Source organism: Novosphingobium silvae (genome assembly GCF_009856825.1).
Taxonomy (GTDB): domain Bacteria; phylum Pseudomonadota; class Alphaproteobacteria; order Sphingomonadales; family Sphingomonadaceae; genus Novosphingobium; species Novosphingobium silvae.
In genome coordinates, this window is the sequence record NZ_WVTD01000017.1 from 64711 (window position 1) to 78319 (window position 13609).

General features: G+C 68.0%; 14 protein-coding genes and 1 tRNA gene. 8 read left to right on the top strand and 7 right to left on the bottom strand.

Annotation, left to right across the window (positions count from 1 at the left end; translation table 11 throughout):
- Positions 1-39 precede the first annotated feature (39 nt).
- The 4 genes from GR702_RS17750 (at position 40) to dxs (ending at position 3149) form a co-directional block, all read left to right on the top strand.
- Positions 40-234, top strand: coding sequence for a hypothetical protein (locus GR702_RS17750; RefSeq protein WP_160987058.1), 195 nt, complete (start codon positions 40-42; stop codon positions 232-234).
- A 196-nt stretch (positions 235-430) separates the two neighbouring features.
- Positions 431-580 carry a hypothetical protein gene (locus GR702_RS22135; protein WP_202408351.1) on the top strand — a complete coding sequence of 50 codons (150 nt, stop codon included), beginning with the start codon at positions 431-433 and terminating at the stop codon, positions 578-580.
- Positions 581-638: 58 nt separating this feature from the next.
- Entirely contained in the window at positions 639-1100 is a 462-nt protein-coding gene (locus GR702_RS17755) for a Fur family transcriptional regulator (RefSeq protein WP_419880311.1), read from the top strand.
- A gap of 126 nt (positions 1101-1226) precedes the next feature.
- Entirely contained in the window at positions 1227-3149 is a 1923-nt protein-coding gene (gene dxs / locus GR702_RS17760) for a 1-deoxy-D-xylulose-5-phosphate synthase (protein ID WP_160987060.1), read from the top strand.
- Positions 3150-3413: 264 nt separating this feature from the next.
- Here the strand turns inward: dxs and GR702_RS17765 are convergent, their stop codons facing one another.
- The 3 genes from GR702_RS17765 to GR702_RS17775 form a co-directional block, all read right to left on the bottom strand.
- Positions 3414-4718, bottom strand: coding sequence for an amidohydrolase family protein (locus tag GR702_RS17765; RefSeq protein WP_160987061.1), 1305 nt, complete (start codon positions 4716-4718; stop codon positions 3414-3416).
- Entirely contained in the window at positions 4715-6100 is a 1386-nt protein-coding gene (locus tag GR702_RS17770; protein WP_160987062.1) for an amidohydrolase, read from the bottom strand. Before GR702_RS17770 ends, GR702_RS17765 begins: the two co-directional genes overlap by 4 nt.
- A 68-nt stretch (positions 6101-6168) precedes the next feature.
- Entirely contained in the window at positions 6169-7824 is a 1656-nt protein-coding gene (locus GR702_RS17775) for a peptide MFS transporter (RefSeq protein ID WP_160987063.1), read from the bottom strand.
- 281 nt (positions 7825-8105) lie between these two features.
- Here GR702_RS17775 and GR702_RS17780 point away from each other — a divergent pair, with 281 nt between their 5' ends.
- From GR702_RS17780 to GR702_RS17790, 3 genes are all read left to right on the top strand, one after another.
- Positions 8106-8387, top strand: coding sequence for an integration host factor subunit beta (locus tag GR702_RS17780; RefSeq protein ID WP_160987064.1), 282 nt, complete (start codon positions 8106-8108; stop codon positions 8385-8387).
- A gap of 179 nt (positions 8388-8566) precedes the next feature.
- Positions 8567-8650 (top strand) — tRNA-Leu (locus GR702_RS17785).
- Positions 8651-8829: 179 nt separating this feature from the next.
- Positions 8830-9465 carry a PilZ domain-containing protein gene (locus GR702_RS17790; protein ID WP_160987065.1) on the top strand — a complete coding sequence of 212 codons (636 nt, stop codon included), beginning with the start codon at positions 8830-8832 and terminating at the stop codon, positions 9463-9465.
- Positions 9466-9472: 7 nt separating this feature from the next.
- Here GR702_RS17790 and msrB read toward each other — a convergent pair whose 3' ends face one another.
- Genes msrB through GR702_RS17805 form a run of 3 tightly spaced genes read right to left on the bottom strand, consistent with a single transcriptional unit; the run spans position 9473 to position 12264 of the window.
- Entirely contained in the window at positions 9473-9955 is a 483-nt protein-coding gene (msrB, locus tag GR702_RS17795) for a peptide-methionine (R)-S-oxide reductase MsrB (protein WP_160987066.1), read from the bottom strand.
- Between the two features lie 48 nt (positions 9956-10003).
- The gene (locus tag GR702_RS17800) at positions 10004-11272 is read right to left on the bottom strand and encodes an ABC transporter permease (RefSeq protein ID WP_160987067.1); all 1269 of its coding nucleotides are present in this window, start codon (positions 11270-11272) and stop codon (positions 10004-10006) included.
- On the bottom strand, positions 11269-12264 hold the full coding sequence (locus GR702_RS17805) for an ABC transporter ATP-binding protein (protein ID WP_202408352.1): 996 nt from the start codon (positions 12262-12264) through the stop codon (positions 11269-11271). Before GR702_RS17805 ends, GR702_RS17800 begins: the two co-directional genes overlap by 4 nt.
- Here GR702_RS17805 and queG point away from each other — a divergent pair.
- Positions 12263-13405, top strand: coding sequence for a tRNA epoxyqueuosine(34) reductase QueG (gene queG, locus GR702_RS17810; RefSeq protein ID WP_160987069.1), 1143 nt, complete (start codon positions 12263-12265; stop codon positions 13403-13405). The genes GR702_RS17805 and queG overlap by 2 nt on opposite strands.
- On the opposite strand, the gene GR702_RS17815 is transcribed toward queG, so the two are convergent.
- Positions 13389-13609 (bottom strand): oxidoreductase C-terminal domain-containing protein (locus GR702_RS17815; protein WP_272916686.1); only part of this gene is annotated, 221 nt, incomplete at its 5' end. The two genes, queG and GR702_RS17815, sit on opposite strands and share 17 nt — an antisense overlap.

The window sequence follows — 13609 nt, forward strand, 5'->3', positions numbered from 1 at the left end:
GGCAGGGCCGCGCACGAAGGCGGAAGGAGACGTTCGACCATGTGGGTGATCTGGTTCGGTCCCATGGTCGTGGTCTTCTTCCTCGCCGGGATGACGATCGCGGCGGTGCTCCTGCGGCTGGGTCGACTGCGCTCGCGGAGCAGCGCTATCGCGGCCATGGCGCTGCCGTTCGGCTGCGCCGCGCTGCCGGTCCTTGCCCTCGCGCTGCTCTCCCTTGCAGCGTCAGCCTTCTGAACCCTGCATACCGCGCGACTCGCATCTTTTCACAAGCGGCAAGCGTGCACCAAGGGCGCGGTCCGGCCCACGGGCTCAACGGTTCGTCGAAGAATGGCGGAACTTTGTCCATCGTTCACTGGACGGACAGGCACTTTTGACCACTTGGGCCCCACGCCCGATCATACATTCACACGAGACTACGAAAGCCGCTGCCATGGGAATCTTCAAGCCCGACTTCTACCGCTTCTTCGCGCTCGGCTTCGCCGGCGGGTCGCTGCTGGTGCTCGGCGCCATGGGCATCGGCCAGATCTCGCCGCTTGCGAACGACATCGCACCTTCGGTTCAGGCTGCCGAGGCGTCCTGATCGGCGATCGATCGCGGCACCGATTGCCTGAGCCGCTCCGACACCCCATATGAGCGGCATGGCTGCTCATCACGATCATCACGAACATTCCGGCGCCAGCCTCATCAACGAGGCCCGCAACGCTCTCGTCGAATCGGGCGAGCAGTGGACCGAGATGCGCGCGGATGTGTTCACCGCACTTGCCGACCGGGAGCGCCCCGCCAGTGCTTACGACCTGGCGGAAAGCGTATCGGCCCTGCGCGGAAAGCGGGTTGCGCCCAACAGCGTCTACCGAATCCTAGACCTGTTCGTTCGCACCAACCTGGCGCGGCGGGTGGAAAGCGCGAACGCCTATGTCGCCAACAGCCACCCGGGCTGCCAGCACGACTGCATCTTCCTGATCTGCGACAGCTGCGGGCAGGCCGTCCACATCGACGATGACAAGCTCACCGGCGCGCTGGTGACGGCGGCCAAGGGCGCCGGCTTCGCCGACGTGCGCCCCGTGGTCGAACTGCGAGGCATCTGCGCCGAGTGCGGCTGACCCACGGCGGCGCCTCGCGCACAGTTCCGCGCCATAACGCCCGCCGCTCCACCGCCCCGCCATTCGCGGCGATATTGCACACGCCGTCAATCGACAGGCCGTTCACAAGCGTGTAGGGCCGGAGGAATGAACGCCAATCCGGCCACGCCCCTGCTCGACGAAGTTCCGACTCCCGAAGACCTTCGCAAGCTCAAGCCCGCCCAGCTGCGCCAGCTCGCCGACGAACTGCGCGCCGAGATGATTTCGGCCGTCGGCCAGACCGGCGGGCACCTTGGATCGGGTCTGGGCGTCGTCGAACTGACGATCGCCATCCATTACGTGTTCGACACGCCTGCCGATCGCCTGATCTGGGACGTGGGCCACCAGGCCTATCCGCACAAGATCCTGACCGGGCGGCGTGACCGCATCCGCACCCTGCGGCAGGGCGGCGGCCTTTCGGGCTTCACCAAGCGGAGCGAGAGCGAGTACGATCCCTTCGGCACTGCGCACAGCTCCACCTCGATCTCGGCGGCACTAGGCTTTGCCGTCGCCAACAAGATCAAGGGCGCCCCCGGCCGCGGCATCGCCGTGATCGGCGACGGCGCGATGAGCGCGGGCATGGCCTACGAGGCGATGAACAACGCGCGCGAGGCGGGCAATCGCCTGGTCGTTATCCTCAACGACAACGACATGTCGATCGCACCGCCCGTGGGCGGCCTTTCCGCCTATCTTGCGCGGCTGGTTTCCTCCGGGCAGTTCCTGGGGCTGCGCGAACTGGCGCGCAAGTTCGCGCGGCGCCTGCCCCGCCCCCTGCATGTCGCCGCCAAAAAGACGGACGAGTTCGCCCGCGGCATGGCGATGGGCGGCACTCTGTTCGAGGAGCTGGGCTTCTACTACGTCGGCCCGATCGACGGGCACGATCTCGACGCGCTCGTCCCCGTGCTTGAGAACGTGCGCGATGCGGGCGTCGGCCCGATCCTCGTCCACGTGGTCACTCAGAAGGGCAAGGGCTACGCCCCGGCCGAGAACGCAGCCGACAAGTACCACGGCGTCCAGAAGTTCGACGTCATCACCGGCGAGCAGGCGAAGGCGCCTGCCGGGCCGCCAAGCTATACCGGCGTTTTCGCCAAGGCGCTCACCGCCGAGGCGGAGCGCGACCCCGCCATCTGCGCGATCACGGCGGCCATGCCTTCGGGCACCGGGCTCGACAAGTTCGCCGCGCAGTTCCCCGAGCGCAGCTTCGATGTGGGCATCGCCGAACAGCACGCGGTGACGTTCGCGGCCGGGCTCGCCGCGCAGGGGATGCGCCCGTTCTGCGCGATCTATTCCACTTTCCTGCAGCGGGCCTTCGACCAGGTCGTGCATGACGTGGCGATCCAGAACCTTCCCGTGCGCTTCGCCATCGACCGCGCGGGCCTGGTCGGCGCCGACGGCGCGACGCATGCCGGATCGTTCGACGTGACCTACCTTGCCACCTTGCCGAACATGGTCGTCATGGCAGCCGCCGACGAGGCGGAACTGGTCCACATGGTCCACACCGCAGCGCTCTACGACGCAGGCCCCATCGCCTTCCGCTACCCGCGTGGCAACGGCACCGGCGTGGAAATGCCGCAGGTGCCCGAGGCGCTGGAGATCGGCAGGGGCCGCATCGTGCGCGAAGGCACAAAGGTGGCCATCCTTTCGCTCGGCACGCGCCTGTCCGAAGCCCTGAAAGCGGCCGACCAGCTCGACGCCAGGGGCCTTTCCACAACGGTCGCGGACCTGCGTTTCGTCAAGCCGCTCGACACCGATCTGATCCGCCGCCTCATGCTCAGCCACGAGATCGTCGTGACGGTGGAGGAAGGCTCGATCGGCGGCCTTGGCGCCCATGTCCTCACCATGGCGAGCGACGAGGGCCTGACCGACGCGGGGCTGCGTATTCGCACCATGCGCCTGCCCGACGTGTTCCAGGACCATGACAAGCCCGAGGCGCAGTACGACGAGGCCGGACTCAACGCGCCGCAGATCGTCGATACCGTGCTGAAGGCCCTGCGCCACAACAGCGCCGGAGTGAACGAAGCACGCGCGTGATCGCGGCGGCAGCGCTTCCGGGTGCCCAGCACGCCGGGAGCAACGCCGCTCCTTCACTTCCTTCGCCGTGCCCCTAGGTGCCCTTGCGGAAAGCCCGGGCCGCTCCTGCATGCCGAGCCGTCCCTCGAAGCACCGTTGCGCAAGACTTGCAGGTTCCACGTGGAACCCCGCTTCCCGGTGCTATCTCCCGGGCCGGTCACCCCATGCTTTCGAGCGCCTCAGGCAGCCGAAGGGCAGCGGACGACCTCGCCCGCTGCCCTTCTTTCACCAGGCGTAGGCTTTGGGCTGGTACGTCTCGTCGAGATCCTTGTACCGCTCGCGCAGGCGGCTCTGGCGGTTGCCGAGCGGCTGCTTCACCCCGTCGATCCACACGGCGACGGGCGCCGAGGAAAGTTCGAGGGGATCGCCGTCCCACAGCACCACGTCACCGGCCGCGCCTGGGGCCAGAATGCCCGCCTTGCCACCAAGTCCGCTGATCTCGGCCGGGACGGAAGTGATCGCCGCCAGCGCTTCGCCCCACGAAAGGCCGGTCGCGCCCTGGATCCTGCCCAGCGCCACGAGATTGCCCGCCTGCTGGGGCGCATAGCGCGGCTGATCCGAACCCGCGAACATGCCGATCGCGACTTTGACGCCCGCCTTCTTCATGCGCCCGACGTTCGACATCGTCGCCGCCAGCATTTCGAAGCTTGCCGGCAGGTCGTGCATCGGATTGGTGATGACGGGCACCTGCGCGGCCGCAATCTCGGAGGCGACGAGCCACCCTTCGGTAGCGCCCACGAGCACGAGATCGAGCTTTGGGAACTCCGCCCGAAGCGCGAGCACGCTGCGGATGTCGGCAGCGCGCTCCACACCCACGTAGAGCGCCTGGGTGCCGTCGATCACCCGGCCGAGCGCCAGCGCATCCTCGCGGGTGAGGAGGACGTCGCCCTGCCGCTGCGCGCCGGGCTGCAGGGCCACGGCCTCCCGCGCCTCGCGAAGGGCATTGCGCAGCGCCGCATGGGCGGCCACGCGGCTGCCGCCGGCAAGGCGCCCGCCCGATTCGCCGAGTTCGACGTACTGGAACGCACGGCCCTTCACGACCATCGCCGGATCCGCGCCGAGATCGACCAGGGCGCCCTGCCCGGCAAAGATCGATTCGGCGTTGAACGGCGTGACGCTGGCGCGGGTGACGCCGCCTTCGCGGCTGACGCCGATATGCTCACTTGCCGGGTTGAGCGCCGGCACCACGTCGAGCGCGGCGTTGAAGGGCGATTTATCGGCGGAAGTGTCGTTGCTGTCGTCCACGCCCTCCACGTCCCACAGGCCAAGGTCGGTGACGGCGGAGAACAGGCCGGGCGTCACCCATTTGCCGCTGCCGTCCACCGTCTGGACGCCCGCCGGGACGGCCACTCCCGCGCCGGCCGCGACGACCTTGCCGCCTCGGACCAGAACGGTGCCGTTGGCGATGGGCTCGCCGCCGTCGCCGGTCGCGACGGTCGCGTTGGTGACTGCGAAATCCTGCGCGAAGGCGGCGCAAGGCGCGAGGAACGAGGCGGCAAGCGCTGCGGCGAGAACCAGGCGGCGGCTCATTTCACGTCTCCTTCGCCCGGCTGGCCAAGTTCGAAATCGCTTACCGGCTTTCGCTTGGGATCGGCTGCATCGTACATCAGAGCACCATCCACCCAAACCTTCTCGGGACGCGAATAGACCGAGAGCGGATTGCCGTTCCACAGCACGACGTCCGCCATCTTGCCCTTTTCCAGGCTGCCGGTCTTTTCGCCGATGCCCATGGCCTTGGCCGCGTTATAGGTGAACCAGCCCACGACCTGCGCGTCCGGCACGTCGACGCCGATCCGCCGCCCCGCCGCCTGCGCGCGCGCGGCGGCCTGGTTGAGGCGCTGGATGCCGTTCTCGTCGTCGGAGTGGATGACCACGCACGCCCCCTGCTTCGCCAGCAGCGCAGCGTTTTCGGGAATGCCGTCGTAGGCTTCCATCTTGAAGCCGTACCAGTCGGCCCAGATCGCGGCGCAGACATCGTTCGCCCTGAGCAGGTCGCCGATCTTGTAGGCCTCGACCGCGTGGTGGAAGGCGGTGACCTTGTAGCCGAACTCCTTTGCCATATCGAGGACGAGCGCCATCTCGTCGGCGCGGTAGCAGTGGTTCTGGACCATGATCTCGCCCTTCAGCACGCCCTCCAGCGTATCCTTGCCGAGATCGCGCTCCGCATGGTCGCCTTCCATGTACTGTCTGGCATCGATCCATGCCTGGCGGTTGACGGCGAAGTTGCCCATCCGGGTCGAGGGCTTCTGGCCCTTGCCGCCGTAGACGCGCTTGGGATTCTCGCCGCAGGCCATCTTCAGCGAGTAAGGCGCGCCGGGAAACTTCATCCCCTGCACGGTGCGGCTGGCGACGTTCTTGAGCGTCACGGCGCGCCCGCCCATCAGGTTGGCGGAGCCGGGGAGGATCTGGAGCGAGGTGACCCCGCCGTTGACCAGGGCCCGGGTGAAGCCGGGGTCCTGCGGCCACACCGAATGCTCGGCCCATACGTCGGGCGTGGTGGGCGATGTCATCTCGTTGCCGTCGGACAATGCCTCGATCGAGGGGCTGGGATAGACGCCGAGGTGCGAGTGGATGTCGATGACGCCGGGCGTCACGAACTTGCCGCGTCCATCGATGCGGTCGTAGCCCGAAGGCACGGCAAGGTCGGCAGCCCCGACGCCGACCACCCGGCCGCCTTCGAACAGCACCGTGCCATTGTCTATCCGGCCGCCGCGTCCGTCGTAGACCGTGGCACCGACCAGCGCGGTCGGCCGGCCCGGATAGGGCTTGTAGGTCGAGGCGTAAGGCGCCGGGCCCGACGCATCCTCGCGCTTGTCCTTCTTCTTCGCGTCGGCGCCATGCGCTCCCATCGTGAGCGCCGCGCCAAGCGCCGCCAGCGACGCCCAGCGCCGCATCGCGGTCGATACCCTCATGACCTTACCCCTGTTGCATCGCCCATCCCCCGAGGCACGCCCCGGGGACCAGGCCGTCCTTCGTTCCGTCAGTCCGTGCGCCGGGCCGGGTGCAGCCCAGCCTCCTGCGCCTCGAGCCCCAGCCCCGGCTCTCCTGCAAGGTCATGGTCGCCCGCACGGTCGCCAAGGGTGCCAAGGTGCATCCAGCGGCGCACCAGCGGCGAGAGCGCCAGCACCACCATGGCGACGCCCACGGTGACCCACCCGATCTTGGTGTAGATCGCCAGCGTCAGCTCCTTGCTCATGACCCCGCCTTCGCCGCCGGTAGCCTCGCCGATCTTGCCCGCCACGAAGTTGCCGACCGCCGTCATGTAGAACCAGGCGCCCATGATGAAGCTGCCAAGGTGCAGCGGGGCCAGGCGCGTCATCGCCGAGAGGCCGACGGGCGAGAGGCAAAGCTCGCCGGTGGTGTGCAGCATGTAGATCAGGAACACGAAGACGACCGAAGTCATCACCGCCGGGTCCCCGGTGCCCGCGCCCCAGGTGAAGACGAGGAAGCCAAGGCCCACCTGGATCAGCGCCAGGCCGAACTTGGCAGGCGCCGAGGGTTCCAGGCCCTTCTTGCCCAGGTACTGCCACAAGGCGGCGAACATGGGGCCGAACAGCACGATGTAGATCGGGTTGATCGACTGGAAGAGGCTGGTGGGCACTCCGCCGCGATCGACGAACTTGTCGGTATAAAGGCTGAGCGAGCCGCCCGCCTGCTCGAACAGGCCCCAGAAGATGGGGTTGAGCGCGATCAGGAACAGGATGGCGAACATGCGCTCGCGCGGCTCCTTGGGAAGCTTGAACGCCTCGTAAAGAGTGTAGCCCAGCATCGCCACGCCCGAGACGATCAGCAGGCCCTGGATGACGTCGACGTACTGGATCAGGAACCACACCACCGCGACTGCAGCGGCGCCGGTGCCGTAGAGCGCCATTTCGCGCTGGCGTGGCAACGCCTTGGGCGGCTCGCCCCGGCCGCGCAGGGCAGGCTTGCCGACCACGAAGATGATGAGCCCCAGCACCATGCCGATGCCGGCAAGGCCGAAGCCCCACGACCAGCCGATCGTCTCACCCAGATAGCCCACGAGGATCGTGCCAAGGGCCGCACCGGTGTTCACGCCCATGTAGAAGATCGTGTAGGCCGCGTCGCGCCGCGTGTCGGTCATCTTGTAGAGCTGGCCGACGATGACCGAGATGTTGGCCTTCAGGAAGCCCGAACCGACGATGATCAGCGCCAGCGCCAGCCAGAACACGTTAATCGCGGGGTCCGCCTGCTTGATCGCGGGGTCGGTGACGCCGTGCATGCCTTCCCACGCCATGAACAGATGGCCCAGAGCAAGGACGATGCCGCCGAACAGCACGGCCTTCCTCTGCCCCAGCCAGCGGTCGGCCAGGTAGCCGCCCAACACCGGCGTGATGTAGACGAGGCTCGTATAGGCCCCGTAGATCATGTTGGAGGGCCCGTCCGAGAAGAGCCAGAACTTGGTGAGGTAGAGGATCAGCAGCGCGCGCATGCCGTAGTAGGAGAAGCGCTCCCACATCTCGGCATAGAACAGCACGAACAGCCCGCGCGGGTGCCCGACGAATTCCTCGCTCTTGCGCGTGGCGATGAACCCGCCGATCGCGAGCACGGCGAAGAGGAACACGGCGCCGATCGCCGCGATCCAGTCACCCTCGTTCCAAAATGCGATGTCCTTCATGCCGCTCCTGTCCTGGCATCCTGTTGCGACCCTGCCGCCCTGTCATGAGGATTTCGTCGGCGGGCGAAAGAAGCGACGTTAGCGGGCATTTGGCGCCTGTAAAAGGGGAGATGGCATCCGTCGCGCTGCGTGGCCGCGTTCGCGGCTGCATCATTTCTCGCTCGTGAAACGGCCCATTGCGCGAAGCGGCCCGCGATGGCATTTTCCCCCGCAGCAGAAACGCTTGCGGACGTAATTTTATGCTCCGGCGCGATTTCTGGGTCATGTGGGGAATTGGCGCGATGATCAGGTCCGAGTTGCTGCAGGTGCTCGCAAAGGACAATCCGGAGCTTCGCGCCGAGGAAGTGGAGCGTGCCGTCGACACCTTCTTCGACGAGATCGCCCAGCGCCTTGCCGATGGCGGCCGGGTTGAACTGCGCGGCTTCGGCGCCTTCTCGACGCGCCACCGCGACGGCCGCAAGGGGCGTAACCCGCGTACCGGGGAAAGCGTGGACGTGCCCGAAAAGCGCGTTCCCTATTTCAAGCCGGGCAAGGAAATGCGCGCCCGGCTCAACGTGGAGTGATGACGCAAGGGGCCGGCCGGCACGGCATGGTCGCTCCGGCGACCCTGCGGTCAAGCCGCGCTCCAGAGGCGATGGCCGAAACAATGCTCACCGAGGGCGATGTTCGCACGCCCCTGCGGGCAGCTGCATTGCATTGCACGCGGCGCGCGACTAGGAGCCTGCCGGCGCATCCACCCCGTGCGGGCGTGGCGGAATGGTAGACGCTGCGGACTTAAAATCCGCTTGGGATTCCAGTGCGGGTTCGAGTCCCGCCGCCCGCACCAGGATGCAAGCTCCCTCGCCAGCGTGTTCACCTTTTTCTTCAAAGTAATGCGAAGTTCCGACAGCGACGTTTACATTTAAGTAACTTGAAGGGCACTATGGATTACAGGTGCCGCCCCCGCACCTGCCGCGCTCCCGTGCCGGCTTTGCGCGGAGTGCGGGCCGAGGGGTAGAGTTCGCCATGAATTTACGGGACCGCCGTATTGCCGGGCCTGCATCGCCGCTGGAAGCGCACCGGTCGCTGGCCGACCTGCGGGCGACCCCGCGTTTCGCGCTGCTGCTGCGCGCCGCGAAACTGGTGGGTCCGGCCGGCGAGTACCTGTGCATCGTGCGCGACGTTTCGGAAACCGGCGTCAGGCTGCGTCTTTTCCACTCGCTTTCGGGGCTGGGCCACCTTGCGCTGGAGAGCGCCGGAGGCGAGCGTATGCCGCTTGACCTGGTGTGGGAAAACGAAGGCGAGGCGGGCTTCCGCTTCAACCGGCCCATCGATGTCCAGCGCTTCATCGCCGAAGCCGGTCCCTATCCCAAGCGCCCGATCCGCATTGCCGTCGATCTTCCCATCCGCATCCTTGTGAGCGGAGAGGCGTGGGATGCGCAGCTTTGCGACCTTTCCCGGCAGGGCGCGAGAATCGAGGTGGAGAGCCATCTGGCCCTGGGCCAGCATCTGCGGATCGAGGCCGAGGAGCTGCCCGAATTCGAGGCGACCGTCTGCTGGCGGCGCGAGCCCTGCTACGGCCTCGTTTTCCGGCAGCTGATGGGCCTCGAGGAACTCGCCCGGCGCACTTTCCGCCTGCAGCGATACGCCATCACCGCCTGAGGACGCGTCAGGCCGGCCGGAAGCGCATGGCCGCGCCGTTCATGCAGTAGCGCTTGCCCGTGGGCGGCGGACCATCGTCGAAGACGTGTCCCAGGTGCCCGCCGCAGCGCGCGCAGTGCACTTCGGTGCGCGCCATCCCCAGCGCATGGTCGCGGGACGTTTCGACGGCGCCGGGCAGCGGCTTCCAGAAGCTCGGCCATCCGGTTCCGCTCTCGAACTTGGCCGCCGAGGAGAACAGCGGGTTGCCATCGGCCGCGCACAGGAACGTGCCGCGCCGATGCTCGCGGTCAAGAGGCGAGGAACGCGGCCGCTCGGTCCCGGCCCTGCGCAGGATGCGATATTGCTCGGGCGTGAGGCGGCGGCGCCATTCCTCGTCCGAGAAGCGAACCGGGTAGGCCTCGGCATCGCTTCCGCACGCGGCCAGCATCGGCAAAACCGCGCCCGCGCCCAGCCAGGCAAGCACCCCGCGCCGCGTGGTCGATGTGATCATGGTGCCTCCTCGGCCGCTCTCGACACGAAGATGGCGATTCGCCCGCCTCTATTCAACGGCCGCGCCGGATCGGCGGCCCCCGGATTGGCGGCGCAATGCCCGGCGCACGCGGCGACGCGACCCGCCCGACTTCATGACCCGGCTGCGGAAAAGCCGCGAGCCCACGCGCACCAGCAGCAGCACCCACGCGCCCTGCCACAGCAGCGCTCCGATGTGCGGCATCACCGCCCCATCCTGAGCGGCGCGCGCCAGCATCGCGAACGGAGAGCTGAACGGGAACAGCGCCGCCGCAATCTCCACCGCGCTGCCGGGCTGGGTCATCGCGTACGTCGCGAAGAAGAACAGCATCAGCTGCATCATCGTCACCGGCATCGACAGGGTCTGCACTTCACGGACGGTCGCGGCGAGGGAGCCGATCGAAAGGAACACCGATCCCAGCAGCAGGTAGGCCATGGAGAAGTAGAGGATGCCAAGCACCACCAGCATCGGCCAGCCCACCGCCGGGGCTGGCAGGTCGGGAAGCGCGGACCCGGCGGCGAGGTAGAGCCCTCCTCCCACTGCCGCCCATGCCGCGATGCCCACCAGCGAAACCCCGAGCATGGCGAACAGCTTGCCCAGGAAAACCGCCTCCATCGGGATCGCGGCGGCCAAGACTTCTATGATCTTGTTGCCTTTTTCTTCCACCAGGTTGGACAGGACCATGCCCGCCAGCATCATGGTGAGCAGGAACAGCAGCGTCTGCGCGGCCTGCGCGGTGCGCAGCCTGGCCTTGTGCTCACTGACCTGGCTGGAGGCCGTGGCCTGCAGCCGCACAGGGGGCCACGGCGCCAGCGCGCCCTGCTCCGCCTGTGCGGCGATCAGGGCGATGTCGCCGCTCCACGCCTCAATCTGGGCCCGGGGTCCGGTAAGCACGGGCGCCGCCGGACTGCCCGAGAGCACCGCCGCGATGTTCGCCCGCTTGCCCGCCAGCGCGGCAGAGGGATCGGCGCGCTCCCCCGGCGCCAGCCGCTCCAGCACGACAAGCCCGGGCAGCCCCTGCCCCAGCCGCTCGGCCAGTCCGTCGCGGGCGCGCAGGATGGCGTTCGCGTCGGCGCCGGTCATGATGACGCCCACTTCAGGCCGGGCGGAACTGCGCTCGACGCTGCTGCCCACGCTCCCCGCCAGGGCGCCGACCACCACTGGGAACAGCGGCCCGAGCAGGAAGAAGAAGAACGTGCGCGAGAACAGGATCGCCGTGAAGTCGCGCCGGGCGACCACCCAGGCGGCGGAAAGGATCGAAAGGCGGCCGTGCACGCCGCTTGGCATCTCGGCGCTCATCGGGCCATCTCCTCGGGCGTTTGGTCGCCGAGCGCGCGGGCGGCGGCCGCCCCGGCGATCGCGACGAAGGCATCGTGCAGCCCCGCCCGCTCGATCGAGAGCGAAAGGATGCCGGCCTCGCCCGCGATCAGCGCGCGCAGCAGAGGCTCGATGCCGGTGTCGGGCAGGGCGAAGTGCCAGAACTGCCCTTCGCGCCGCGCCTCTGCCGGTAGCGCCAAGCGCCACGGGCCGTCCGCCGCCCGCGTCTCGAGGCGGACCTGCGCCGGGATGCGATCCCGTGCGAGGTCGACGGGTCCGGCGAAAGGCACCTTGCCACCGGCGATGATCGCCACTTCGTCGCACAACCGCTCGGCATGGGCGATGACGTGGGTGGAGAAGATGACCGTGGTTCCCTCCTCCGCAAGCCCGCGCATCATCGCCTCGAGCCGGCCCTGGTTCAGCGCGTCGAGGCCCGAGAAAGGCTCGTCGAACACCACCAGCCGGGGCCGGTGCACAAGCGTGCCCAGTATCTGCACCTGCTGCGCCATGCCCTTGGACAGCTGGCGAATCTGCCGACTTGCGGCATGGCCAAGGCCATGGCGTTCGAGCAGTTCATGCGCACGGCGCCGTCCTTCGCGAAGCGGCAAGCCGCGCAGCGCTCCCAGGAAGGCGATCGCCTCCGTTGCCTTCATCGAGGGGTAGAGGCCGCGCTCCTCCGGCAGGTAGCCGATGGCATGGGCGACATCGTGCGGACGTTCGGCACCCAGAATGCGGCGATAGCCCGAATCGGGATCGATGATGCCGAGCATCATGCGCAGCGTCGTGGTCTTGCCCGCGCCGTTGGGACCAAGAATGCCGTAGACCGAGCCCGACGGCACGGCGAGGTCCACCCCGTCGACCGCGGTCACGCCCTCGAACCGCTTCACCAACCCGCGCGCCTCGATCGCGAGTTGCCCGGACGCAGCCTGCGGTCCATTGCCGGTCACCCTCGGATCTCCTACTTGCGCATCCATGACATTTCCCGGCTCTACCACGAGCGCACAGGATCGCGCAGGCCTGGTTAAGGGCGAGCTAAGCGCTTTCGCGACCGAACTGGAGGCAGAAGCGCGCGCCCTTGGCTTCGTGGCGTTCGGGATCGCCCCGGCAGCGGGTGACGACGCGCGCGGCGCGCGGCTGGACGCCTGGATCGCGGCGGGCATGCACGGCACGATGGGCTGGATGGAAGAGCGCGCGCACCATCGCCGCAGCCCGCAGGGGCTGTGGCCGCAGGCGCGCAGCGTCATCGCCCTGGGCATGAGCTACGCCCCCGCCGCCGACCCGCTGCTTCTGGCGGGGCAACCCGAGATCGGGCGAATTTCGACTTATGCGCAAGGGGCGGACTACCACGATGTGGTGAAGAAGGCACTCAAGCACCTTGCCCGCTGGATCGTCGCCGAGGGCGACCGGCGCCGGTTGGGCGCCGAAACTGACGGGGTCGGCGTCAAGGTCTTCACCGATACCGCGCCGGTCATGGAAAAGCCGCTGGCCGCCGCCGCCGGCCTGGGATGGCAGGGCAAGCACACCAACGTGGTCAGCCGGGAGCATGGATCGTGGCTGTTCCTGGGCGAAATCTACACCACGCTGGACCTTGCGCCTTCCACGCCTGCGCGCGACAGCTGCGGATCGTGCCGGGCCTGCCAGGACGCTTGTCCTACGGACGCCTTTCCCGCGCCATACCGCCTCGATGCCAGGCGCTGCGTCAGCTATCTGACCATCGAGCACAAGGGACCGGTGCCGGACGACCTACGCGAAGGGCTGGGCAACCGCATCTACGGCTGCGACGATTGCCTGGCCGTATGCCCCTGGAACAAGTTCGCGCAGGCCGCCCATGCCATGCGCCCGTTCCTGCCGCGCGCGGAGCTGACGGCGCCCGAGCTGGCAGACCTGCTGACGCTGGACGATGCGGGCTTTCGCGCGCTGTTCTCGGGCAGTCCGATCAAGCGGATCGGACGCAACCGCTTCGTGCGCAACTGCCTCTACGCGGCGGGAAACAGCGGGCGGCGCGACCTGCTGGCGCAAGTCGAGCCGCTGCTGGCGGACGAGGACCCGGTGGTTGCCGAGGCGGCGGCCTGGGCCCGCGCGAAGCTGCGCTCCGCCGCTACATCAGCTCCTTGAGCGCGGTGCCTGCATCGGCGAGCATGGCCGGATCGGGCGAGAGCCCCGCCTCGACGAGCTTGCGGCCCTGCACGTAGTCCTTGACCGCATTCACGCAGTCCAGCGCCACCACGCGCCCGTCCTTCAGGTAGACGACCGAGAAGCTGCGCGCGTCCATGTCGCCCCGGATCACCGTCTGGTCAAAGCCCACGTTGATGCCGGCGG